At 71.5% G+C, this 24,800-nt stretch carries 19 protein-coding genes; 17 read left to right on the forward strand and 2 right to left on the reverse strand.

Annotated elements, in window-relative coordinates:
* Positions 1–120: 120 nt before the first annotated feature.
* The gene (locus ACGF2Y_RS07805; protein WP_392943992.1) at positions 121–1,125 is read left to right on the forward strand and encodes a DUF4349 domain-containing protein; all 1,005 of its coding nucleotides are present in this window, start codon (positions 121–123) and stop codon (positions 1,123–1,125) included.
* A 59-nt stretch (positions 1,126–1,184) separates the two neighbouring features.
* Positions 1,185–2,576, forward strand: a complete 1,392-nt coding sequence (locus ACGF2Y_RS07810; protein WP_392943994.1) for an FAD-dependent oxidoreductase — start codon at positions 1,185–1,187, stop codon at positions 2,574–2,576.
* A gap of 54 nt (positions 2,577–2,630) precedes the next feature.
* Here ACGF2Y_RS07810 and hemE read toward each other — a convergent pair whose 3' ends face one another.
* Positions 2,631–3,728 carry a uroporphyrinogen decarboxylase gene (gene hemE, locus ACGF2Y_RS07815; protein WP_392943996.1) on the reverse strand — a complete coding sequence of 366 codons (1,098 nt, stop codon included), beginning with the start codon at positions 3,726–3,728 and terminating at the stop codon, positions 2,631–2,633.
* Positions 3,729–3,820: 92 nt separating this feature from the next.
* Here hemE and ACGF2Y_RS07820 point away from each other — a divergent pair, with 92 nt between their 5' ends.
* From ACGF2Y_RS07820 to ACGF2Y_RS07860, 9 genes are all read left to right on the forward strand, one after another.
* Positions 3,821–4,480: a DUF3000 domain-containing protein gene (locus tag ACGF2Y_RS07820; RefSeq protein WP_392943998.1), complete on the forward strand. Its 660-nt coding sequence runs from the start codon at positions 3,821–3,823 to the stop codon at positions 4,478–4,480.
* Between the two features lie 212 nt (positions 4,481–4,692).
* Positions 4,693–5,355: a response regulator transcription factor gene (locus tag ACGF2Y_RS07825; RefSeq protein WP_003965521.1), complete on the forward strand. Its 663-nt coding sequence runs from the start codon at positions 4,693–4,695 to the stop codon at positions 5,353–5,355.
* A gap of 114 nt (positions 5,356–5,469) precedes the next feature.
* On the forward strand, positions 5,470–6,741 hold the full coding sequence (locus ACGF2Y_RS07830; protein ID WP_392944000.1) for an HRDC domain-containing protein: 1,272 nt from the start codon (positions 5,470–5,472) through the stop codon (positions 6,739–6,741).
* Between the two features lie 288 nt (positions 6,742–7,029).
* Entirely contained in the window at positions 7,030–8,256 is a 1,227-nt protein-coding gene (locus ACGF2Y_RS07835) for a thiolase family protein (RefSeq protein ID WP_392944002.1), read from the forward strand.
* Positions 8,253–10,382: a 3-hydroxyacyl-CoA dehydrogenase NAD-binding domain-containing protein gene (locus ACGF2Y_RS07840; protein WP_392944004.1), complete on the forward strand. Its 2,130-nt coding sequence runs from the start codon at positions 8,253–8,255 to the stop codon at positions 10,380–10,382. Before ACGF2Y_RS07835 ends, ACGF2Y_RS07840 begins: the two co-directional genes overlap by 4 nt.
* 177 nt (positions 10,383–10,559) lie before the next feature.
* Entirely contained in the window at positions 10,560–11,606 is a 1,047-nt protein-coding gene (locus tag ACGF2Y_RS07845; RefSeq protein WP_392944006.1) for a signaling protein, read from the forward strand.
* Between the two features lie 298 nt (positions 11,607–11,904).
* A complete protein-coding gene (locus ACGF2Y_RS07850) occupies positions 11,905–13,920 on the forward strand; it encodes a hypothetical protein (protein WP_392944008.1) in 2,016 nt (671 codons plus the stop codon).
* A 93-nt stretch (positions 13,921–14,013) separates the two neighbouring features.
* Positions 14,014–15,510 (forward strand): SDR family NAD(P)-dependent oxidoreductase, encoded by a 1,497-nt coding sequence (locus ACGF2Y_RS07855; RefSeq protein ID WP_392944010.1) that lies wholly within the window; start codon positions 14,014–14,016, stop codon positions 15,508–15,510.
* 34 nt (positions 15,511–15,544) lie between these two features.
* Positions 15,545–17,551: a glycosyltransferase gene (locus ACGF2Y_RS07860; RefSeq protein ID WP_392944012.1), complete on the forward strand. Its 2,007-nt coding sequence runs from the start codon at positions 15,545–15,547 to the stop codon at positions 17,549–17,551.
* A 106-nt stretch (positions 17,552–17,657) separates the two neighbouring features.
* On the opposite strand, the gene ACGF2Y_RS07865 is transcribed toward ACGF2Y_RS07860, so the two are convergent.
* Positions 17,658–18,797 carry a hypothetical protein gene (locus tag ACGF2Y_RS07865; RefSeq protein ID WP_392944014.1) on the reverse strand — a complete coding sequence of 380 codons (1,140 nt, stop codon included), beginning with the start codon at positions 18,795–18,797 and terminating at the stop codon, positions 17,658–17,660.
* Between the two features lie 340 nt (positions 18,798–19,137).
* On the opposite strand from ACGF2Y_RS07865, the gene ACGF2Y_RS07870 reads away from it, so the two are divergent.
* The 6 genes from ACGF2Y_RS07870 to ACGF2Y_RS07895 all read left to right on the forward strand — a co-directional run bounded on the left by ACGF2Y_RS07870 (position 19,138) and on the right by ACGF2Y_RS07895 (position 24,798).
* Positions 19,138–20,217, forward strand: coding sequence for an LCP family protein (locus tag ACGF2Y_RS07870; RefSeq protein WP_392944016.1), 1,080 nt, complete (start codon positions 19,138–19,140; stop codon positions 20,215–20,217).
* A gap of 39 nt (positions 20,218–20,256) precedes the next feature.
* On the forward strand, positions 20,257–20,652 hold the full coding sequence (locus tag ACGF2Y_RS07875) for an NTP pyrophosphohydrolase (RefSeq protein ID WP_392944018.1): 396 nt from the start codon (positions 20,257–20,259) through the stop codon (positions 20,650–20,652).
* Between the two features lie 341 nt (positions 20,653–20,993).
* Positions 20,994–21,116 (forward strand): hypothetical protein, encoded by a 123-nt coding sequence (locus ACGF2Y_RS07880; protein WP_257132553.1) that lies wholly within the window; start codon positions 20,994–20,996, stop codon positions 21,114–21,116.
* A 331-nt stretch (positions 21,117–21,447) separates the two neighbouring features.
* Positions 21,448–22,644, forward strand: coding sequence for a glycosyltransferase (locus ACGF2Y_RS07885; RefSeq protein ID WP_392944020.1), 1,197 nt, complete (start codon positions 21,448–21,450; stop codon positions 22,642–22,644).
* Positions 22,619–23,611 carry a DUF6895 family protein gene (locus ACGF2Y_RS07890; protein WP_392944022.1) on the forward strand — a complete coding sequence of 331 codons (993 nt, stop codon included), beginning with the start codon at positions 22,619–22,621 and terminating at the stop codon, positions 23,609–23,611. Before ACGF2Y_RS07885 ends, ACGF2Y_RS07890 begins: the two co-directional genes overlap by 26 nt.
* Positions 23,608–24,798 (forward strand): radical SAM protein, encoded by a 1,191-nt coding sequence (locus ACGF2Y_RS07895; RefSeq protein WP_392944024.1) that lies wholly within the window; start codon positions 23,608–23,610, stop codon positions 24,796–24,798. Before ACGF2Y_RS07890 ends, ACGF2Y_RS07895 begins: the two co-directional genes overlap by 4 nt.
* Positions 24,799–24,800 lie beyond the last annotated feature (2 nt).

The following is a 24,800-nucleotide window of genomic DNA, read 5'->3' on the forward strand; positions in this document are numbered from 1 at the left end:
ACTCTCTCAAACCCGTTTCGCGTCCTGACCGTGACCACTTCGAAACCGGTGTCCGGCAACCGGTCCCGGGGCCGCCACGTCGAACGGTTGCCATCAACCACCGTTCTGGGGGGACCAGTTATGGAATCGGACAGCGGAACCGCTCGGTCGTTCGTCCGCGGGCGGGCGGCGCTCGTGGCCGGGGCGCTCGGCCTCCTGCTCGCCGTCGGCGGCTGCGGGGCGTCGGGCGACGCCTCGGACAGCGGCAAGCAGGCGGCGGACGCGAAATCCGCCCCGCGCGAGGGGTTCGCGGACGGACCGGCGGGGTCCGGCGCGGACGGGGCCGCGGCCTCCGCCGCCGAGAAGCAGGCGGACGGGAAGGCCACGGGGAAGAAGGCGGCGCCCGCGCCCGGGGCCACCCATGTCATCCGTACGGCCACCCTGTCCGTCGAGGTGAAGAGCGTGCCGAAGGCCGCCGCCGCCGCGCGCGGTGCGGCGGAGGGCGCGGGCGGCCTGGTGGCGACGGAGAACACCGAGCGGCTCGACGACACCTCCGAGACCTCGCACCTGGTGCTGCGGGTGCCGCAGGACCGGTTCCAGGAGGTGCTGCGGGAGCTTTCCGGTTCCGGGAAGCTGCTCTCGCGCACCTCCGACGCGAAGGACGTCACCGACCAGGTGGTCGACGTGGACAGCCGGATCGCCACGCAGCGCGCGAGCGTGGCGCGGGTGCGGGAGCTGATGGACCGGGCGGAGCGGATCAGCGATGTGGTCGCCCTGGAGGGCGAGCTGAGCAGCCGTCAGTCCGACCTGGAGTCGCTGCTGGCCCGGCGGGCGAGCCTGAAGGACCGCACCTCGCTGGCGACGATCACGCTGGACCTGACGCCTCCGGACGCGCCGGACGGGGACGGGGAGAAGAAGGACGACCATCCGGGGTTCCTGGACGCGCTGGGCGGTGGCTGGGACGCGTTCGTGACGCTGCTGCGGTGGATCGCGGTGGCGTTCGGGGCCATGTTCCCGTTCCTGGTCGCCGGGGCCCTGGCGCTGCTGGTCCGGCGGGTGCTGCTCCGTCGCAGGACGTCACGGGCACCCGCACCGGCCGGCGCACCGGCACCCGCACCGGCGGAGGAGGGCACTCCAGCGCCGTAGCGTGGGATCCCTGGCTCAGCGATTCGCGGGATCGGCGAATCGGCGAAAGGGGACCCGGAATGGCAGCAGTGGAGCGACTGGTGGTCATCGGCGGTGACGCGGCGGGTATGTCCGCCGCGTCACAGGCGCGCAGGCTGAAGGGGGCGGACGCGCTGGAGATCGTCGCCTTCGAGCGCGGCCACTTCACCTCGTACTCCGCCTGCGGCATCCCGTACTGGGTGAGCGGCGACGTCGAAGCGCGCGACGACCTGATCGCCCGGACCCCCGAGGAGCACCGGGAGCGGGACATCGATCTGCGGATGCGGACCGAGGTGACGGAGCTCGACGTGGCCGGGCAGCGGGTGAAGGCGCTGGACCGGGAGAGCGGGCGGACGTACTGGACGGGCTTCGACAAGCTGGTGATCGCCACCGGGGCCCGTCCGGTGCGCCCGGCGCTGCCCGGGATGGACGCGGCCGGGGTGCACGGGGTGCAGACCCTGGACGACGGGCAGGCGCTCCTGGACTCGCTGGACGCCCTGGGCTCCGGGGAGACCCGCCGGGCGGTCGTGGTGGGCGCGGGGTACATCGGCGTCGAGATGGCCGAGGCGATGCTCACGCGGGGCTTCGAGGTGACCGTCCTGAACCGGGGCGAGCAGCCGATGGCGACGCTCGACCCGGACATGGGGCGGCTCGTCCACGACGCGATGGACGGGCTGGGCATCACCACGGTCAACGGGGCCGCCGTCACCGGGATCCTGACCGGCCCGGACGGCCGGGTGAGCGGGGTGGCGACGGACGCGGGGAGGTATCCGGCGGACGTGGTGGTCCTCGGCATCGGCGTGGAGCCGGAGACAGAGCTGGCGCGCGGGGCGGGGCTGCCGGTGGGTCCGCACGGCGGGCTGCTGACGGACCTGTCGATGCGGGTGGTGGGCCACGAGAACATCTGGGCGGGCGGCGACTGCGTGGAGGTCCTGGACCTGGTGGCGGGCCGCACCCGGCACATCGCGCTGGGCACCCACGCCAACAAGCACGGCCAGGTGATCGGTTCCAACGCCGGGGGCGGCTACGGCACGTTCCCGGGCGTGGTCGGTACGGCGGTGAGCAAGGTCTGCGACCTGGAGATCGCCCGGACCGGGCTGCGGGAGAAGGACGCCCGCGCGGTCGGGCTGCGGTATGTCACGGCGACGATCGAGTCGACGCAGCGGGCGGGTTACTACCCGGGGGCGAAGCCGATGACGGTGAAGATGATCGCGGAGTACCGCACGGGACGGCTGCTCGGGGTGCAGATCGTCGGGCGCGAGGGGTCGGCGAAGCGGGTGGACGTGGCGGCGGTGGCGCTGACGGCCGGGATGACGGTGGAGCAGATGACGGCGCTCGACCTGGGCTACGCCCCGCCGTTCTCGCCGGTCTGGGACCCGGTGCTGGTCGCCGCGCGCAAGGCGGTGGCGGCGGTGCGGGGCGCGGGCAGCTGACGAGGTCCCGGGGGCCGGCCGGCTTCGCGGGCCGGCCCCCGGGCATCCGTCGGTTCAGTGCGCGGTCTGCGTGTGCACGTACTCCACGAGCCGGGTGAGGGCGTCCGGGTCCATGGTCGGCATGACGCCGTGGCCCAGGTTGAAGATGTGGCCCTCGAGCCCCGCGGCCGCGTCCAGCACCTCGCGGGCCTTCTCCTCGACGGCCGGGGCCGGCGCGTACAGCACCGCCGGGTCGAGGTTGCCCTGGAGCGCCTTGCCGGGGCCGACGCGGCGGGCGGCCTCGTCCAGCGGGACGCGCCAGTCGACGCCGACGACGTCCGCGCCCGCCTCGCCCATCAGGCCGAGCAGTTCGCCGGTGCCGACGCCGAAGTGGATGCGGGGGACGCCGTAGGGGGCGACGGCGTCGAAGACCTTCGCGGAGGCGGGCAGCACCGCGCGGCGGTAGTCGGCGGGGGCCAGTGCGCCGACCCAGGAGTCGAAGAGCTGGACGGCCGAGGCGCCGGCCTCGATCTGCACCTTGAGGAAGGCGCCGGTGATCTCCGCGAGCCGGTCGACGAGGTCGGCCCACAGCTGCGGGTCGCCGTACATCATGGCCTTGGTGCGCTCGTGGTTGCGCGAGGGGCCGCCCTCGACGAGGTAGCTGGCGAGGGTGAAGGGGGCCCCGGCGAAGCCGATGAGCGGGGTGGCGCCCAGCTCGGCGGTGAGCATCCCGATGGCCTCGGTGACGTACGGGACGTCCTCGGGGGTGAGGTCGCGCAGCCGGGCCAGGTCGGCGCGGGTGCGGATCGGCTCGGCGATGACGGGGCCGACGCCGGGCTTGATGTCGAGGTCGATGCCGATGGCCTTCAGGGGCACGACGATGTCGCTGAAGTAGATCGCGGCGTCGACCTTGTGGCGGCGTACGGGCTGCAGGGTGATCTCGGCGACCAGCTCCGGCATCATGCAGGAGTCGAGCATCGCGATGCCTTCGCGGACCTTCAGGTACTCGGGCAGCGAGCGTCCCGCCTGGCGCATGAACCAGACCGGCGTGTGGGAGACGGGTTCGCGGCGGCAGGCCCGGAGGAACGCCGAGTCGTGGGTGGCGTGGCGGACCGCGTCGAGGCTGGCGGAGGTCGTCGTCTGCTGGCCCGAAGGGCTGTCGTTGGCACTCACGCACAGAATCTTCGCACGCGTGCCGAAGGAGCCCGGTCCCGCACGGGTGTCTCTCCCTGCGCGAAGCCCGCCTTCCGCCTACTCTTCCCCGCATGGCTCCGGCTCAGGGACAATTTTCCGATCATTCCGATGGCGTTGAAAGCAAGGACCGCACGGAGGGTCCTTCCGTGCCGCCCGCGTTCCTGGCGGCGGTCGAAGCGCTGAGCTCCGCGCGCCTCCGCCCGGAGCTGGAGGTGGAGGTGACCAGGCCGCCCCAGCGCCTCGCGCCGCACGCGTACGCCCTGGAGGCGGCGGTGGTGGACGGCGAGGACGATCTCGCGGACGGCAGGCTGGTCCTGCTGCACGATCCGGCGGGGCACGACGCCTGGCAGGGCGCGTTCCGGCTGGTGACGCTGGTCCGGGCGGAGCTGGAGCCGGAGATGGCGGCGGACCCGCTGCTCCCGGAGGTGTGCTGGTCCTGGCTGACGGGTGCGCTGGACGCGCGGGGCCTGTCGTACGGAGAGGCCGGCGGAACGGTGACACGCGCCGGATCGCACTACTTCGGTGCGCTGTCCGCGCGCCGTCCGGCGACGCAGATCGAGATCCGCGCCTCGTGGACGCCTCGCGAGGGGCGGTCCGGGGTGCCGGACGTGGCGTCACACCTGATGGCCTGGGGCGATCTGCTGTGCCAGATCGCGGGACTGCCGCCGTCGGATCCGGCGGACGCGACGGTGGTGACGCTGCCGCAGCGGCGCGGGCCACAGGTTCCGTAACACTCCGTCACCCGTATCGCACAGGCGCCGGCTCTCTTTTCGTACAATCGATCGCACGTCCTATTTGCCCGAATTGTTACTCACCAAATCGTGATCTTCCCCTAAAGGAGGACGGGTCCGCTGCCGAAGAGGTCAATGACCCTTCAAGCACGGTTCGCCCCCGGCTTCATCCCCCGAGCCGGCCCGTCCCGCCACTCCCCCCAGGAGGCCTGGTGTCCGTTCTCCTTGAGCAGCCCGCAAGCCTGGTCGCCTACCGCCCGAACAAGCCGACGGCCATGGTCGTCGTGGCCGACCCGCGCGTCCGTTCCACCGTCACCCGCCATCTGTGGGCCCTCGGAGTACGTGACGTCATCGAAGCGTCGTCCATCGCGGAGGCACGCCCCCGCGTCGGCAACCCGCGCGACATCTGCATTGCCGACGTCCACCTGCCCGACGGTTCCGGGCTGACCCTGCTCTCCGAGACCCGCGCCGCAGGCTGGCCCAACGGTCTCGCTCTCTCCGCCGCCGACGACATCGGCGCCGTTCGCAACGCCCTCGCGGGCGGCGTGAAGGGCTACGTCGTCACCGGCACCCGAACCAACATCGGTCACCCCACCCGCCCCGGCGTCGCCCCCATCGGCGCCAACGCCGCCCGTATGCACCGCCGGCCTCCCGGTTCCCCGAGCCACCCGGGCGGCTACCGCGAACTGTCCGGACGCGAGGTGGAGGTGCTCCGCCTGGTCGCCGAAGGCCAGTCCAACAAGGCCATCGGCGTCTCGATGGGCCTCTCCGCCCTGACCGTCAAGTCCCACCTCGCCCGCATCGCCCGCAAGCTCGGCACCGGAGACCGCGCCGGAATGGTCGCGGTCGCCCTGCGGACGGGCATCATCCACTGACCGCACCCCGCCGGGACGTGCCTCGACGCGCCTCCGGCTGGAATACGCGCATGGCAGCCCGTCGACGGAACGTTCCGTCGACGGGCTCCGCGCATACCCAGATACCCTTGACACGTGACCGACGCCCAAGAGACCGCAGCAGACACTTCACTGCGAACCACCGGGGGCGCTCCCCCGGACGACGTCGCCCCGGCGCCGATCCCCTTGCTCGAACCGCGCGAGGGCATTCCCCCGGTGGTGACGTCCGACGACGCCCTCGCCGGGGTGATCGCCGCCTTCGCCGCGGGCACCGGCCCGGTGGCCGTCGACGCCGAGCGCGCCTCGGGATACCGCTACGGCCAGCGCGCCTACCTCGTACAGCTGCGCCGCGAGGGCGCGGGCAGCGCCCTGGTCGACCCGGTCGGCTGCCCCGACCTCTCGGGCCTCGGCTCCGCGCTGACCGGCACCGAGTGGATCCTGCACGCGGCGACCCAGGACCTGCCGTGCCTGCGGGACATAGGCATGACTCCCACCTCGCTGTTCGACACCGAGCTGGCCGGACGGCTCGCGGGCTTCCCGCGCGTCGGCCTCGGCGCGATGGTGGAGAACGTCCTCGGGTACGCCCTGGAGAAGGGCCATTCCGCGGTCGACTGGTCCACCCGCCCGCTGCCCGAGCCCTGGCTGCGCTACGCCGCGCTCGACGTGGAGCTCCTGATCGACCTGCGCGACGCGCTGGAGGAGGAGCTTGAGCGGCAGGGCAAACTGGCATGGGCCCGGGAGGAGTTCGACGCCATCGCCGCCGCGCCGCCCGCGCCGCCCCGCAAGGACCCCTGGCGCCGCACCTCGGGCATGCACAAGGTGCGCCGCCGCCGTCAGATGGCCGTCGTCCGGGAGCTGTGGACCACCCGTGACCAGGTCGCCCAGCGCCGCGACATCTCCCCGGGCAAGGTGCTCGGCGACGCCGCGATCGTCGAGGCCGCGCTCGCGCTGCCGGTCGATGTGCAGGCCCTGACCGCGCTGCCGGGATTCGGCCACCGCATGGGACGCCGTCAGCTGGAGCAGTGGCAGGCGGCCGTGGACCGGGCCAGGGCGCTGCCCGAGCCGGAGCTGCCGCAGCCCGGTCAGCAGCCGGCCGGACCGCCTCCCCCGCGCTCCTGGGCCGACAAGGACCCGGCCGCCGCCGCCCGGCTCTCGGCCGCCCGCGCCGCCATCTCCGAGCTGGCCGAACGCCTCCACATGCCCCAGGAGAACCTGATCACCCCGGACACCGTGCGCCGGGTCTGCTGGGAGCCGCCGACGCACCCGACCCCGGGCGCCGTCGAGGACACCCTCGCCGGGTACGGGGCGCGGAACTGGCAGATCCAGCAGGTCGCCCCGCTCCTGGTCCGGGCGCTGGGCACCTCCTGATTCCGTCACGCAGCGGACACCCCCGGTCACGGACCGGGGGTTTTCCGCTCTCCGGGCCCTGTTCGCGGACCGAACCGATGGTCGAAATCACGCCAGGTTCACGACCCTCCTCGCCCGCTGCGCACCGGCTTCGGCGGCCTGCGGCGGGTGCCGACGCGGTGTGACCTTCGACGCTCCGGCCATGAGGGGTGGGCAGTCTGGTTACCCGCAAGTAGCATGATGGCAGGCGGCGCGTCCCCGTGGCGTGCCCCGCAGCAGTGCCATCCCGCACCCTGGAGGAGAGCCATCGTGCCTCGTACCATCCGGGACGTCGTCTTCGTCGACGGCGTCCGCACCCCGTTCGGCAAAGCGGGCCCGAAGGGCATCTACCACGAGACCCGCGCCGACGACCTCGTCGTGAAGGCCATCCGGGAGCTGCTGCGCCGCAACCCGGACCTGGACCCCAAGAAGATCGACGAGGTCGCCATCGCCGCGACCACGCAGATCGGTGACCAGGGCCTCACGCTGGGCCGTACCGCCGGAATCCTGGCCGGTCTGCCGCAGTCCGTCCCGGGCTACTCGATCGACCGCATGTGCGCGGGCGCGCTGACCGCCGTCACCTCGACGGCCGGTTCCATCGCCTTCGGCGCGTACGACGTCGTCGTGGCCGGTGGCGTCGAGCACATGGGCCGCCACCCGATGGGCGAGGGCGTCGACCCGAACCCGCGCTTCGTGTCGGAGAAGCTGGTCGACGAATCCGCCCTGTTCATGGGCATGACGGCGGAGAACCTGCACGACCGCTACCCCACCATCACCAAGGAGCGCGCCGACGCCTACGCGGTGCGCTCGCAGGAGAAGGCCGCCAAGGCGTACGCCAACGGCAAGATCCAGCAGGACCTGGTGCCGGTCTCGGTGCGCCGCACCAACCCCGAGGCGGGCGAGACGGGCTGGGGCCTGGTCACCGCCGACGAGCCGATGCGCCCCAGCACCACGATGGAGTCCCTCGCGGGCCTGAAGACCCCCTTCCGCGCCCACGGCCGGGTGACGGCCGGTAACGCCGCGGGTCTCAACGACGGCGCCACCGCCTCGCTGCTCGCCGCCGAGGACGTCGCGGTCGAGCTGGGCCTCCCGGTCAGGATGCGCCTGGTCTCCTACGCCTTCGCGGGCGTCGAGCCGGAGGTCATGGGCTACGGCCCGATCCCGGCCACGGAGAAGGCACTGGCCCAGGCCGGTCTGACCATCGACGACATCGGTCTCTTCGAGATCAACGAGGCGTTCGCCGTGCAGGTGCTCGCCTTCCTGGAGCACTACGGCATCGCCGACGACGACACCCGCGTCAACCAGTTCGGCGGCGCCATCGCCTACGGCCACCCGCTGGCCTCCTCCGGTGTCCGGCTCATGACGCAGCTGGCCCGGCAGTTCGAGGAGCACCCCGAGGTCCGCTACGGCCTGACGACCATGTGCGTCGGCTTCGGCATGGGCGCCACGGTCGTCTGGGAGAACCCGCACTTCAACGCTGACGGAGGCAACAAGTGAGTTCCACCACTGAGCTTCTGAAGGGTGCGGCCGAGCTGTTCCCCGGTGAGGTCGTCACCCAGGCGCACGTACGCCACCTGGACCTGCCGTACGGCGCCGGGCGGTTCGCGCTCATCACGCTGGACAACGGCCTGGACCACACCAAGCCGACCACCTTCGGACCGCAGTCGCTGGCGAACCTCGACGCCGCGATCGACCAGGTCGAGAAGGAGGCGTCCGAGGGCACCATCACCGGTGTCGGCATCACCGGCAAGCCGTTCATCTTCGCGGTCGGCGCCGACCTCAAGGGTGTCGAGCTGCTGAGCCGTCACGAGGACGCGCTGGCCATCGGCAAGGGCGGCCACGACGTCTTCCGCCGCCTGGCCGGCCTCGCGGTCCCCACCTTCGCGTACTACAACGGCGCGGCCATGGGCGGCGGTGTCGAGGTCGGTCTGCACTGCACCTACCGCACCGTCTCCAAGGCGCTCCCGGCGTTCTCGCTGCCCGAGGTCTTCCTCGGTCTGGTCCCCGGCTGGGGCGGCTGCGCGCTGCTCCCGAACCTGATCGGCGCGGACCGCGCGGTCTCGGTGATCATCGAGAACTCGCTGAACCAGAACCGTCAGCTCAAGGGCAAGCAGGTCTTCGAACTCGGCATCGCGGACGCGCTGTTCGAGGGTGCGGACTTCCTGGAGCAGTCGCTGATCTGGACCGCGAACGTGCTCAAGGGCTCGGTCACGGTCGAGCGCGCGGAGATCGACCGCGGTGCGGCCTGGGACCAGGCCGTCGCCCGCGGCCGGGCCATCGCCGACTCCAAGGTGCACGGCGCGGCCCCGGCGGCGTACCGGGCGCTGGACATCATCGCGGCGGCGAAGGACGGCGACCTGAGCGCCGGCTTCGACGCCGAGGACCAGGCGCTGGCGGACCTGATCATGGGCGGCGAGCTGCGCAGCGGCATCTACGCCTTCAACCTGGTCCAGAAGCGCGCCAAGCGCCCGGCCGGCGCCCCGGACAAGAGCCTGGCCCGCCCGGTCACCAAGGTCGGCGTCGTCGGCGCGGGCCTGATGGCCTCGCAGCTGGCGCTGCTGTTCCTGCGCCGCCTTGAGGTCCCGGTCGTCCTCACGGACATCGACCAGGAGCGCGTCGACAAGGGTGTGGGCTACGTCCACGCCGAGATCGAGAAGCTGCTCGGCAAGGGCCGCATCAACCAGGACAAGGCCAACCGTCTCAAGGGCCTGGTCTCCGGGGTCCTCGACAAGGCCGAGGGCTTCGCGGACGCGGACTTCATCATCGAGGCCGTCTTCGAGGAGATCGGCGTCAAGCAGCAGGTGTTCGCGGAGGTCGAGGCGGTCGCCCCGGCGCACGCGATCCTCGCCACCAACACCTCCTCGCTCTCGGTGACCGAGATGGCGTCGAAGCTGAAGAACCCCGAGCGGGTCGTCGGCTTCCACTTCTTCAACCCGGTCGCGATCCTCCCGCTCCTGGAGATCGTCCGCGGCGAGCAGACCGACGACGCCTCGCTGGCGACGGCGTTCGGGGTGGCCCGCAAGCTGAAGAAGACCGCGGTCCTGGTGAAGGACGCCCCGGCGTTCGTCGTCAACCGCATCCTCACCCGCTTCATGGGCGAGATCCAGAACGTCATCGACGAGGGCACCCCGGTCGAGGTCGCGGAGAAGGCCGTCGAGCCGCTCGGCCTGCCGATGTCCCCGCTGGTGCTCCTGGAGCTGGTCGGCCCGGCCATCGGCCTGCACGTCTCCGAGACCCTGAACCGCGCCTTCCCGGAGCGCTTCACGGTCTCCGAGAACCTCGCGGCGGTCGTCAAGGCGGGCAAGCGCGGCTTCTACGTCCACGACTCCGGCGCGCCGGTCCTCGATCCCGAGGTCGCCGCCCTCCTCAAGCAGGGCGACACCGTCCTCACCGAGGAGCAGACCCGCGACCGGGTGCTCGACGCGGTGGCGCAGGAGATCGGCCTGATGCTGGACGAGGGCGTCGTCGCCGAGGCCCAGGACATCGACCTGTGCCTGATCACCGGCGCGGGCTGGCCCTTCCACCTGGGCGGCATCACGCCGTACCTGGACCGTGAGGGCGTCTCCCAGCGGGTGAACGGCAAGCCGTTCCTGGAGCAGGGCGTGGCGAGCGTGCCGGCGTAACACCCGGATCACGACGGACGGACCACGAAGGGTACGACTCGGCGACGAGTCGTACCCTTCGTGCCTGCCCGGACCGGTCCCGGTGGAGTGGTGACAGAATGCCCCGATCACTCCCCCCCTGAGCAGCCCGGGAAGTGGACGGTCCCCGTCCACGGGCAGAACGGCGTGCACACCGGTATGACGGGCACCAGGAATCACCTCGGCCGTAGAGCGGTCCTCTTCGCCGGCGGTGGCGCGGCCATCGCCGCGGCGGGCGGCGTGCTGTCCTGGGCGACCGGGCGCGACGACCGGGCGGCTCCTCCCCCGGCGACGGTGGGACTGTTCGCCGTGGACGAGGCGGTGGCGCTGCTGCCGCCGAGCCCGCTGCGCACCGTCAGCGGACCCCAGTCGATCGCCTTCGACCCCGTGGGCGACCGGGTGTACGCGCTGCAGGTGATGGCGGGTGGGCTTCGGCTGCCCGACGAGGACGAGCCCCTGTCCGGTCGCGAACGGAAGGCGGCGGGCGATATGTGCGTCTCGGTGCTGCCGCTCGCGGGGGGCGCCGCCGGGCACATGTATCTCCGAGGGTTCGGCCACGGAGTCTCGATGGGCGTGGAGACCTCGGGCGAGGACGTGCTGCTCTGGGTGGAGTCCGATGTGGACGAGCGGACCGGTTACGGACGCGCCGTCGCCCGGGTGCCGTTCCGGGAGGGGGCCGTCCTGGACAGTTCGTCGCCCGCCGTACGGCACCACCGGCCGCTGCCGGGCAGCCGTCAGCTCCATCCGGCCTTCGATCCGGTGGACGGCCGGGTCCTGGTGAGTCACTGGGTCGGCGAGGCGCACCATTACGCGGTCTACCGGACGGACGACTTCCTCGCCGGGCGGTACGAGCCCCTGCACACGGTCGTCGACGGCGCCCTGCGTGACGGGGAGTGGGTCCAGGGGTGCGCGCTGCACGGGAACCACATCTACCAGCTGACCGGCAAGGGCTACACGGACGAAGCCGGGGCCAACCCTCCCTCGGGCGGGGGCGACACCTTCGTGGCGGCGCTCGATGTGCGCACCGGCGAGGTAGCGGGCCGCCGCAAGGTGACCGTGGCGCCGGAGCTGGGGTACCGCGAACCCGAGGGGATTGCCGTGCGGGCCGCGCCCGAGCCCCAGCTCTGTGTGGGTTTCTCGGTCAAGACCCCCGGGCACCGCCGTCTCGCCGTCTACGCGTGCCCGGCCCCGGGCGCCACGACGTGAGCCGACTCCACGGCCGTCAGATGTGACGCAAGTCGCGCATTTCGATCACGTGACAGCCAACTGTTCATAACTGTTCAGCATCCAGACGACAATTGTTCTATTTTTGCCCCTTGAAAGTTCTTTGGTGAGCGCGGCCAGTGTCTAAAGTTTGATCGGATGCTTCACAAGTTCCTTACGCACCGTCCGCACCGGAGTACCGCCGCGGCACGGCCCCCACTGTGACGTGCGGCAGTCCTGTTCCTGGCCGGCAACCCAGCCAGCGCCGCACAAGATCATTCGAGGGAGGGGTCGGCAGCCCATGGGCAAGCAAAAACGTCAGGCCGTACTGGGGGTCCTGATCACAGCTGCTCTGGTGCTGAGCTTCGTGGCGATGATGGCCGCGGTGGTGATGGTGTCGCTGCCCGTCTTCGCCTACGCGGCGGCCGTCAGCTACCTGGCCGACCTGCTCCTGCACACCGCCGAGTCCTCCACGCTGGAACGGCTGAGGGACTCGCGTTTCGGGCTCACCATCCGCTTCCTGATCCGTCAGTTCCTGCTGCTCGCGCTCTGCGGCGCCATCATCGACCTGGACTCGTTCGTCATCCAGATGACGGCGGTGGGGCTGCTGCTGCTCTTCACGCTGCAGCTCGTCTACGGGGCGATGGTCAAGCGGGTCAAGTCCGAACGCGCGGCGCTGCCCTTCACCACACGCGGGCTGGACCTCGAAGCGCTGGGCATCCGCCGCATGCCGCATCCGTTCCTGACGAGCAAGCACGTCCGCAAGATGCTGCACCTGGACGTCCCGCTGATGGCCGGTGCGATCGGCACCGTCGCCACGGACGACTGGGAGTACGTGACCTTCGGCGGGATCGCCACGGTCTGGCTCGCCTTCCTGGCCGTGCTCGTCCTGCTGCCCGGCGCCCGGAGCGCGCTGGTCCTGCCCACCCCCGACGAGGCCATCGACGAGCTGAACTGGCAGCTCGGGCAGTACCGGCCGCAGGTCGCCCTGTACTTCACCTTCGCCGCCGTCTCCCGCGACTTCATGTACCAGGTGAACATGTGGCTGGAGTCGCTAGAGGAGCTGGACCTGCGCCCCATCATCGTGCTGCGCGAGCGGGCCACGCTGCGCTTCCTGGACGCCACCTCCGTACCGGTCATCTGCGTTCCCAAGGCCGAGTACCTGGCCCGCGTCGAGATGCCCGAGCTCCGCGTCACGCTCTACCCCGGCAACGCCGGAAAGAACGTGCACATGCTCCAGCGGCACGAGGTCAAGCACGTCTTCATCGGTCACGGCGACAGCGACAAGCTGGCCAGCAGCAACCGCGTCAGCAAGGTCTTCGACGAGATCTGGGTGGCCGGACGCGCCGGACGCGACCGCTACGAGCGCATCAAGCACGCGGTGACCGCCCAGCAGATCGTGGAGGTCGGGCGCCCGCAGCTGATGCCCCTGCGCCGCTGGACGGGTTCGGTCGACAACGAGATACCCACCGTCATCTACGCCCCCACCTGGGAGGGCTGGACGGACGACGCCTGCTACACCTCGGTCATCCCGGCCGGCGAGCACCTCATACGCACCCTGCTCTCGTACAAGGAGCAACTGCGAATCATCTACAAGCCTCATCCGCTGACCGGCACCCGCTCCCCCGCGGCCGCGGCCGCCCACCGGCGCATCATCGCGCTCCTCCAGGAGGACAACACCCGCCGGTTCGGGCGCAAGGTCCTCGACTCGAAGACCGCGGCCCGTCGGCTGGCCCGGATCGACAAGCGCCTCGCCGCGCTCCAGGAGCGTGGCGTCCGCTCCAAGTACCCGGACCTGACCGAGGCGGAGCGGACCACCCGTATCCGCAAGTTCCGCGCCCAGGCGGGCGCGCTCTACTGGGACTCGCTGCCCGCCGACGCTCACCATGTCGTGACCGACAAGGTGCCCACGCTGTACGACTGCTTCAACCACTCCGATCTGCTCATCGGGGACATGTCGAGCGTGGTGTCGGACTTCGTGGCGACCCGTAAGCCGTACGCCATCTTCAACCTCGAAGGGCTCCCCGACGCCGAGTTCCGGAACGAGCAGCGCACCGCGTACGCCTCCTACCTCCTGGACGCCGAGTGCAACGGTCTGGAGACGGCGCTCACCGCCATGCTCTCCGTCGACCAAGACGTGATGGCCCCCTACCGGGAACAGCTCAAGGAATACCTGCTGGGACCGGACAGCCCGCCGTCGACCGTTCGCTTCGCCGAGGCCGCGAACACTCTCTACCGGTCCGGGATCCGGGACTTCCCCGTCGAACACCCGGACCACCCCGGCCTCTCCGGTCAGCAGCCCCGTCAGCCGGCCTGACCGCACTCGGATTCCGCACACTCCCCGTCGCCCGGACGCTCCGTGTCCGGGCCTCTCGTACGCCCCTCATCCTCGACAGGAAGCAGGAACGTCTTGACCACGCGCGCCACCCGTCGCCGTACAGTCGCCGTTGTCCTCGCCGGTGGCACCGGGCAGCGCATCGGGCTCGCCATCCCGAAGCAGCTTCTGAAGATCGCGGGGAGGCCCATCCTGGAGCACACCCTGCGGGTCTTCGAGAACGCTCCGGACATCGACGACGTCATCGTCCTGATGACGCCGAGCCATGTGACGGAGGCCGAGAAGATCGTCGCCGGGGCGGGGCTGCGCAAGGTGTCGGCGGTGCTGGCCGGGGGCGGCACCCGCAGTGAGACGACGAACATCGCGATCGCGGCGGTGTCCGGGCGGCTCGGCGCCGACGAGGACTGCAACCTGCTGTTCCACGACGCCGTGCGCCCGATGCTGTCCCAGCGTGTGGTCAAGGAATGCGTGGAGGCGCTGGAGCGCTACCGGGCCGTCGACGTGGCCATCCCGTCGTCCGACACCGTGATCGTCACCCGGACACACGGGAACGACGGGGAGTTCATCACTGAGGTGCCCGACCGCGCCCGGCTCCGGCGGGGGCAGACCCCGCAGGGTTTTCGGCTCTCCACCATCCGCGCCGCCTACGAACACGCCGCCGCGGACCCGTTCTTCCAGGCGACCGACGACTGCTCGGTCGTCGTGAAGTACCTGCCCGACGTCCCCGTCCATGTGGTGACGGGCGACGAGTACAACATGAAGGTGACCCAGCCCGTCGACGTCTTCATCGCCGACAAGCTGTTCCAGCTGGCCTCCACGACGGCCCCGGCGCACAGCGGCGAGGAGTTCTACCGGGACCGGCTGGCGGGCCGCACCATGCTCGTCTTCGGCGGCTCGTACGGGATCGGCGGCGACATCGCCCGGATAGCGCGGGAGTACGGGGCGACCGTCTACGCGCTGGGACGCTCCACGACCGGCACCCATGTCGAGAACCCCGACCACGTGGACGAGGCCTTCGCCACCGCCTACGCCGAGACCGGCCGGATCGACTACGTGGTCAACACCGCGGGCGTGCTGCGCATCGGCAGGCTCGACCAGGCCGACAACGCCACCGTCCGCGAGGCGATGGAGGTCAACTACCTCGCGCCCGTGAACATCGCCCGTGCCTCGTACAAGTACCTGGCCGAGACTGCCGGGCAGCTGCTGCTCTTCACCTCCAGCAGCTACACCCGCGGGCGCGCCGAGTACAGCCTGTACTCCTCCACCAAGGCCGCCATGGTCAACCTCACCCAGGCGCTGTCGGACGAATGGGCCGAGGACGGCATCCGGGTCAACTGCGTGAACCCGGAGCGCACCGCGACCCCGATGCGCACCAAGGCGTTCGGGCAGGAGCCGGAGGGGTCCCTGCTCTCGTCGGAGGAGGTCGCGCGCAGCTCGCTCGACGTGCTTCTCTCCACGATGACGGGACATGTGATCGACGTGCGGCGGCAGGACCCGACGTCGGCGCCCGACTCCGCCTTCGAATCCGCACTCTCGCAGGTCCTGAACCACTCCGAAAGTCATTCCGACTGAGCCGGGCCTCATGGCCACCGATCCAGGGGGACCTGTGAAGATCGCATTCCTGATGTACAGCGCGTACGGGCAGGCCGGTACGTCCGTCGCCACGCAGACGCTCGCCAACTCCCTCGCCGCCCGGCAGCACGAGGTCGAGCTGGTGAGCGCCTTCCAGTACCACGACGTCCCGCCGCTGCGGTTCGACCCGGCCATCACCCTGCGCACCCTCGTCGACACCCGTGACGGCTCGCCGGACCTCACCCATCCGCTGCACCAGGCCGCCACCGAGCGCTGCCCCGGCGCCGGATGGAACCCCGACGACAAGAACCGCTACAGCAGGCTCGTGGACGAGCGTGCCGCCGAGTATCTGAAGAGCGCCGACGCCGACGTCGTGATCGCGACGGCGCCGAGCGCCATCGCACTCGTGGCCGCCCTGGGCACCGGCGGATACGTCACGCTGGGTCAGGCACACACGCACTACCACCACCAGAGCCGCGCCTCACGGCAGATGCTGGACCTCGCCATCCCACAGCTGGACGGCTTCGTCACGGTGACGTCGAGGGACGCCCAGACGCACCGGGACGCCTACGGGGCGGTCGGCACGGACTTCCACGCCGTTCCCAACGCGGTCACCAGCACGTTCATGCGGTCCGACGTACGCGAGTCGCGCATCGTCACCGCGTCGGGGCGCATGGTCGACTGGAAGCGGTTCGACCTCCTCATCGACGCCTTCGGGCGACTGGGCACGAAGTACCCCGACTGGACCCTGCGCATCTACGGAAGCGGTGCGGAGAAGCCGAAGCTCCGCAAGCTCATCGACGACATGGGCGCGAGCGAGCGCATCCTGCTCATGGGGCACACCAAGCACCTCCGTGAGGAACTGGCCAAGTCGGCGCTGCACACCTCGACCTCGACGGACGAGACCTTCGGACTGACGATCGTGGAAGCCATGACCTGTGGCGTCCCGGTGCTCAGTACCGCCGGTCCGCACGGTCCTTCGGAGATCATCTCCGACGGTGTGGACGGCGTGCTGTCCCCCGTGGGGGACGCGGAGTCGTTCGCCAAGAACCTCGACTGGCTCATGGGCGACGCCGAGACCCGGTCGCAGATGGGCGCCAACGCGGTCGAGAAGGCCCGCGACTACAGCAACGAGTCGCAGGCCATCACCTACGAGACGTACCTCTCCAGGCTGCTCACGGCCCGCGACTACCGCCCCGAGGCCCTGTGCCGGGCCACTTCCTCGGGCGACCTCGAACTCGTCGTCGACCCGACCCGGGCCGCCGGCCACCGCTTCACCGTCCTGTGCGTGAACGCGGCGGACGGCCGGCAGGCCCTGATGACGGGCCCCACGGAGCAGACGGCCAACGGGCACTACGCGGCGATCCCCGGGCAGCTCCGGCTGGCCACCGGGACCTGGAACGTCCTCCTGCGCCGAGAGGACGACGGGGTGATGCGCCGCATCAAGATCAAGGAACTCCAGCAGTCCGCGAACTCGCTCATCTCCGGCGCGAGTACCTCCCCGGCGCGGTTCCGGTCGTTCACGCGATCGCCCGACGGCGGATACCTCCAGATCGTCTCCCGCGAGGTTCCCGCGCACGCGGAGGTCCTCGGGATCGAGACGGCGGGTTCGCATCTCAACGTGCAGATGTTCGCGCTGGGAGTCGCCGCCGCGCAGGGCGGCCCTCATGTCGACGCCGACGGGCACGGCGCGCACATCATCGCGCAGAGCCGGAAGAACAAGGAGTCGTTCTTCACCATCCCCTGCGCGTTCTCCAACGGCGGCGCCAGCTTCACCATCGATCTCCTGCAGTACGGCGACCGGATGATCGAGCTGGACACCATCTGGGACCTCTCCCTGAGTATCCCGGCGAATCTGACGGTCTCGGGCACGGCGCACCGGCTGCGGATCGGCCGCTTCGCCGACGACATCGTGCAGCGGAAGCAGGTGAACGTCTTCCCGCAGCGGGTCGTCGCCACACCGCAGGGCCGTTCGGTGCGATTCCACCCGTACTACACGGACAGCAACTACCTGTCGATCGGGCTGAAGCTCCTCACCTGAGCCCTCGGTCGGGGTGTTCCCCGCGGGCGGGGAACACCCCGCGCGGGCGGGAGCGAAAACATGAACGGCGGGAGCGCCCCGAGGGGTGATGCTCCCGCCGTCGCCGTCACACCCGCACGGAAGGCTCCAGGGCGAGACCGGGCTCGCGCCTCTGGCGGGCGACGTGCAGTGCGCCGTCCTCGCCGATCAGGGCCAGCACCACCCGCCCGTACACGTCGTGCGCGAGCGCGGGGCCGCCCGCGCAGTTCTCGCCGGTGGGCGACCACCACATGCCGCCGCTCTCGTTCTCCGTACCGCAGGCCGCCAGCATGACCTGGCCGTCGTGGCCCCGGTGGGCGAGCACCGTGCAGTCGTAACCGTCGAGCACGGCGCGCAGGGCGGCGACCGGGACGTTCGAGGCCGCGCCGCCCAGCGAGATGGCCCAGGTGCCCGGGCGGTACGCCACGACGCCGCCCGTGCCCTCGTCCGCCCAGTAGAACGTCATCCGTTCCGGCGCGGTCTCCAGGGCGACGGCGCTTCCGGCGGCATGGCCGAACGGAATGTCCTGGTCGCGCCGGAAGGCACCTCCGGGCTCGCCCTGGGTCCAGCGCATCGTCAGACCGTCCCCGGGGGCGACCACTTCGACGCGACCGGTCGAGGCGCCGGCCACGGCGACTCCGTCCCGGATCGGTCCGGCCTTCAGGTCCTGCCATCCCTGCCAGCTGCCGCCCGCGGTCTCGCGCCGCATGACGAGACTTCCGTTCGCGTTCCGCACGAAGACGTGGAGCGCACCGGACTGGCCCACCGCGGCCGACGGTATGCCGATGCGCGCCGCCTTCTCGGGTTCCTTGTGCTGGTTCCCGAGCGACCGCCATTCGGTGAGGGGGCGGCCGGACTGGAACTGGGTGGCACTCACCAGGTCGACGGCCCGGCAGTGGTCCCCCTCGACGGCTCGGCGGCCGACGAAGTGCACGAAACCGTCGGCGCCCTGGGCCACGGACAGATGCGTGAGATGTGGAGCCGGAATGAGCACCGGGCCGGTCCACCGGGGGCCGCCGGGGGACTCCTCCGTCCAGCGCAGCAGTCCCTGTGCGGCCAGCGCGTAGGCGGTGAGCCGGCCGTCCTTGCCCAGGACCAGCCACCGGCCGCCCGCGGTGGACCGGGCGCGGAGAGGCGCGGAAGCGTCGTTCGGTACGCGGGCGTCGTGGTCCTCGGCACCCGGGTGCGGGGCCCCTCTCCGGGCAGCGCGCTTGGATCTGACCGGCATGGCGTGAGGTCGTCCTTCCCAGAAGTTCCTCGGCCCCGCCCCGGGCAACGCGTCGGCGTTGTGGACGGGCGGCAGACCGATACGCACCCATCATAGAATCTCTGTTCGGCCCGACGCGCAGCACTCCCCCGGCACGACGAGGCGGCGGAGGAGTTCACCGCCCCATCGCGCGACGGGCGGCGATCATGTGCGGAGGCCGAAGGGCGCGTGAAGAATTACACAACATTCGAAAATCTGTCTATAGTGCACGCTCAGCCCCCCACGCGCGTGGACCGGCCCCACCCGAGTCCCCCACTCCGCACCGCCCGACCGGGCCAAGAGAACGAGGGACTCCAGCAGGATGAGCAACGACGTCATGCCTCCGGGCCCGCGCGCCTCCCGACGCGCCGCCAAGCCCCGCAAGCGCCGCCGCGGCCTCAAGATCACGCTGGGTGTCCTGCTCGTCCTGCTGCTCGCCGGCGGCTCCACCGCCTACTGGTTCTACAGCCGGCTCGACGGGAACATCAAGGCCGTCGACATCGACAAGGCGCTCGGCGAGGACCGCCCGGAGAAGCTTCCCACCAGCGGGCAGAACCTGCTGGTCCTCGGCTCGGACTCACGTGCCGGGGCGGAGAACAAGGAGCTGGGCGGCGGCGGGGCCGTCAGCGGCGCCCGCTCCGACACCGCGATGGTGGTGCACATACCCGAGGGCCGGTCGAAGGCCGTCGCCGTCTCCATCCCGCGCGACACCCTGGTGACCCGGCCCGAATGCGCCGGGGGCGACGAATCCACGGTGCCGGCCAAGGAACGCGTCATGTTCAACTCCGTCTACGCGCAGGTCGGTCCGGCCTGTGTCGTGAAGACGGTGGAGAAGATGTCCGGCGTCCGCATCGACCACTACCTGGAGATCAACTTCGCCGGGTTCAAGGACCTGGTCGACGCCATCGGCGGGGTCACCGTCGACGTACCGCAGGACATCGAGGACAAGGCGTCCGGGCTGAGCCTCACCGCGGGCCCGCAGAAGCTGAACGGCACCGAGTCCCTGGCGTACGTCCGGACCCGGCACGGCATCGGCGACGGCAGCGACCTCGGCCGCATCGGGCTCCAGCAGCAGTTCCTGATGGCCCTGCTGAGCGAGGTCAAGTCGCAGGACCTGCTGGGCAGTCCGGCGAACTCGTACAAGATCGCCGAATCGGCCACCAAGTCGCTCACCACCGACTCGGGACTCGCCTCGCTCAGCTCCCTGGCCGAGTTCGCCCGCTCGATGAACGGCGTCGACCCGGCATCGATGGAGACGATCATGCTGCCGGTGGAGTACGACAAGATCGACAAGAACCGGGTGGTCGCGGCCCAGCCGCAGGCGGGTCAGCTGTGGAAGGCGATCCGCGAGGACACCACGATCCCCGAGGAAGCGAAGAAGTCCCCCGCCACCGGCGGCTGACGGACCGCCGCACCGCGCTCCCCGTGACACCCTGCCGGGATGAGCGACGACGATACGGTGCTGGTGATCGTGGACGCCGCCAATGTGGTCGGTTCCGTGCCCGACGGGTGGTGGCGGGACCGGCGCGGGGCGGCGGCCCGGCTGCGGGACTCGTTGGTCCCGTACGCGGCGGCCGGGCTGCCCGGGGCGCCCGGCCCCGTCGAGCTGGTGCTCGTCGTCGAAGGGGCCGCCCGGGGCGTCGCGTCCGTGGCCGGGGTCCGGGTCGAACCGGCCACCGGCAGCGGCGACGACCTGATCGCCGAGCTGGCGGCCGGGGCCTCCCCCGACCGGGACTGCGTCGTCGTCACCGCCGACCGCGGACTGCGGCAGCGGGTCCAGGCGTACGGGGCCCGGTGCGTGGGGCCGCGTACGGTACGGCCGCTGCCGGACGCGTAGCGCTCCCCCGGTCCGTACACAGCTCAGGCCACTGCCCCCGGTCCCTGCCGGTCGAGGCCAGTGCCTCCGGCCCGGGGCGCGGCGGCCCCCTTCCGCGCGGCCGCCCGAAGCCACCGCGCCCGACCGCCCCTCGCGGTCCGCTCGCCGTGCGTGGGCGCGCGGGGAGCCCGACACGTGTCCACGGTCCGGCACCGGGCCCCGCAGCGGTTTCCCGTGCTGCCGCGTGCCCGTGTCCGGGGCCGTATACCGGCGTCGGGCCGACGATCAGGCGTTCCCATACCGCGCGTCCGTACGTTTCTTCTCAGCCGGTGCAACCGACACCGTCGACAGAGGAGAAGAACATGCCTGAGAACCAGAGCCAGGAGCCGACCGAGTCCGAGGACTTCGAGGTCGTCGCGCACAGTGAGGACGGCGAGGACGAGGCGGGCAACTGCCTCACCAACAACAGCGACATGCTGCAGTAGCTCGCCCCGTCGAGTCCTGATGCACCGCGCGGGCCTCCGGCGCTCGGACAGATCCTTCCGAGCGCCGGAGGCCCGGCCGCCGTCAGGCCCGGCCGCCGTCAGGCCCGGCCGCCGTGCGGCCCTCCCCCTGCCGGCCCTCCCGCCCGTTCAGGGCCGCCACCGCCCGCCATGCCATGAGGGAGCAGCGAGTGACCCCCGCCGCCCTACCGGCGCATCGCCGACGCCCGCACCGGGCCCCGCAGCACGCGGTGCGGGAACTCCCGGCACCGGCCGCTCCGCTCCGGCACGCGTCGTCCGCCATCCGGCCGGCCCGTCCCCGCCGGGGGGCGTCGTGAGGATCCTGCTGTGTCCGCTCAGCGACGGCGGCTACCTCTACCCGGCGATCGCGGCCGGTCGTGAGCTCCGGCGCCGCGGCCATCACGTCAGCGTGCTGGGCCGGTCCGGCGCCGCACCGGTCGCGGCCGACGCCGGACTGCCGTTCGCGGCGGCGGAGGACTTCGGCGAACGGCGCGCGTTCTCCGTCGCGTGGTGGGGCAGCTCCGCCATGGCACAGTACCGGGCGACCGTGCGCGCCGCCCGCGCGGACAGCACCGACCTGCTGATCACCTCCGTGCTGTGCCACGGCACGCTGCTCGCGGCCGAAGTGCTCGGCCTTCCCGTGGTCGTGGTCGGGCTCTCGGTCCACCTCTGGGACTACCGGGCGGGCGGGGACGGCGAACCACCGCTGGGCAGGCCCCGGCGCAACCGGACCCGTGAAATGCGTCAGCAGTACGCCGAGGTGCGGGAACAGGCCGGGCTGCCGGCGCGTGGCTCCCGGTGGGGGGACGACCCGCTGCCCGGCGACGCCCTGCTGCTGCGCGGCGACCCGGTGCTGGAGTACCCGGGCGCCGAACTGCCCGACCGCGTCCGGCACGTGGGGCCGCTGCGCTGGGAGCCGACGCCCGGACCGGGCGAGGTCGAAGCGGTCAGGGACCATGTGGAACGGTCCCGGAAACCCGTGGTGTACGTACACCTCGGGCGCGTGTTCGAGGGCGGCAGTCGGTGGCCCCACCTCAACAGGACCTTCACCGGCGGCCGGTTCCAGGCCGTGGTCGAGCAGGGCCGCTCCCCGGCCCCCGAACCCGCGCCGGAAGCCGACATCCTGACGGTGCGCAAACCGTGGATGGGTCCGCTGATCGACCTGGCCGGCATGGTGCTGACCAGCGGAACCTCCGCCCCCGTGCTGGCCGCTCTGCTGCGCGGCCGCCCTCTCGCGGCCTCGCCCAACGGCTCCGAGCAGCCGCTGCTCACCGGCGCCTGCATGCGGGCCGGGGTGGCCGCGCACCTGCCGAAATCCGCGCCGGCGAACTGGCCGGCGCTGCTGGACTCGGCCTGGCGGGACGGAGCCCTGGGGGACCGCGCCCGGACCCTCGGCCGGAGGCTGGCCGCGACGGACGGCGCCGCCCGCGCGGCCGACATCGTCGAGCGAGTGGTGCAGCACTCCGTGATCCCGAAGGAGGACCATGACTACGCGAACGTCAGCGCCTGACACGAACAACGGGGCCGCCGTCGCCGAGAGGACCCTCGCGATCCTGTCCACGGACACGGGACGGTGGCTGGGGCTCCACGCGGGCCGTCTCGACTCCCCGGCCGGCCGCGCCGAACTGCCCGTGACCCCGCGGGTGAAGGCCCTCCTGCAACTCGCGCTGCTCTGCCGCTGCTGGCAGAAGGCCGCGCCGGACGACATCGCCCTGGAGCCCGTGCTCGCGGTCGTGGAGCACGCCTGGCGGCGGCCGGACTTCCCGCGCCTCCTCGCCCACTCCCCCGACAGCGCGCGCCCGTTCGGTCTGATCTGGGCCGCCCTGGCGCCGACCGGGGCCGCCACCGACGCCCGACGCGACCTGCTCGGCCGACTGTCCGCCGACGGCTATCTGACGCCGCGCCGGAAGTCGCCCTACCTCCACCTGGGAACCAGGTTCTACGCCGATCTCGCGGGCCTCGGGCACGAACTGGCCTCGTACGAGAAGCTGTACGCGAACAGCATGCTGGCGCGCGCCGACGGCGTGCCGGTGACCGAACTGGACGTCTGCCAGGTGACGGACACCGTGTTCCACCTCTCCGACTACGGCTTCCGCGACACCGGCCTGAACACGGAGGCCCGGGAGCGGGCGCTGCGCGTGGTGGAGCGGCTCACCGACCACTGCGTGGGCGAGAACGCGTGGGAGTACGCGGCCAAGCTGCTGCTCGCCCAGCACTGCCTGGGCTCGGACCCGCTGCGGACGCCTTCGGGGACGGCCGCCCTCGCGATGCTCGCGGGGGCCCGGTCTCCGGACGGCTCGATACCCGGCAAGACCGCCCGGGGACGGGCTCCGGCGTCCGCCGGTCCCCAGCAGTACTTCCGGTGGGCCTATCAGCCGACGCTCGTCACGGCGCTGACGACGCTGCTCCTCGTCAACGGCCGCCACCCCCAACCCGTTCCGACCACGGCACCACCCACAGCTCGGAGGACGCGATGAGCCAGCAACTGGTCCAACTCCCGGACGGCGCACGCCTCCTCGAAGGCAGACGCAACTGGTGGTTCCTCGGCCGGGGCGGGGTGGTCCGCCTCGGCGGCCGGCACGTCACGCCCGAGGGAGGCCTGCGGCCCGACACGGAGGTCCGGCTGCGCGAGCGCGGCATGTTCGCCTCCCCACCGGTCCGCTCCTACGCGCTGACCGTCCTCACCAGCACCAACTGCAACCTGGGCTGCGGATACTGCTTCCAGAACACGGCCCAGGACACCACGGACGGCAGCCGTCCGCCCAGGATCGCCCGGACCCGTCTCACCTCGGAGACCATCACCTCGATCCTCGGGTTCACCGAGCGGCAGATGGCCGCGGCCGAACTGGACCGGCTGCGCATCCTGCTGTTCGGCGGGGAGCCCCTGCTCAACCCGCGTGGCTGCCTGGAGCTGCTGGAACGGGCCGCGGGCATCGGGATGACGTCGGCGTGGATGATCTCCAACGCCACGCTGCTCTCCCCGCGGCTCGCACGGCAGCTCTCCGACCTCGGGCTCGACTCCGTCCAGGTCACCTTCGACGGCGACCGCGCCGACCATGACCGCATCCGGGTCAACAGGGCGGACAACGGTGGCACTTTCGACAAGATCGTCCGCAACATCGTCGCGGCCGGCGAGGTCACGCCGATCCGGTGGACCCTACGGGTCAACGTCTCCCAGGAGACCTTCGGCGGCGTCGACGCGCTCATCGACCGGCTCGCGGCGGAGCTGGACCCCTCCCGGTGCGCCCTGTACTTCGCCCGGGTCGGCGACGTGGGCATCGGGTACGCCAACGACCTGCTGCACACGGGCGAGCTCTCGGCCCACTTCACCCGGTGGCAGCGTCGGGCGCTCGAACTCGGCTTCGCCGTGAGCCGTCCCGGCGCCCGCCGGCCCTGCCACACCTGCGGGCACACCGAAGGCCGCTACGGCGCGGTGATCAGCGCGGACGGGACCCTGGCCAGCTGCTGGGAGACCGCGGGCAAACCCGACTGGGAGGTCGGCACGGCGGCAGACGGGTACCGGTCCGCCGAGGCGACCCGCGACCGCTGGATCTCCTGCGAGGACCTCTACCGCTACGACGAGGACACCCGCATCCTCACGCGGTTCCGCGACGACGTGGACGCGACCCTGCTCGACTACCTGGACGAGACGGAGCGGCTGTAGCC

Source organism: Streptomyces sp. NPDC048142, assembly GCF_043202835.1.
Classification (GTDB): Bacteria; Actinomycetota; Actinomycetes; order Streptomycetales; family Streptomycetaceae; genus Streptomyces.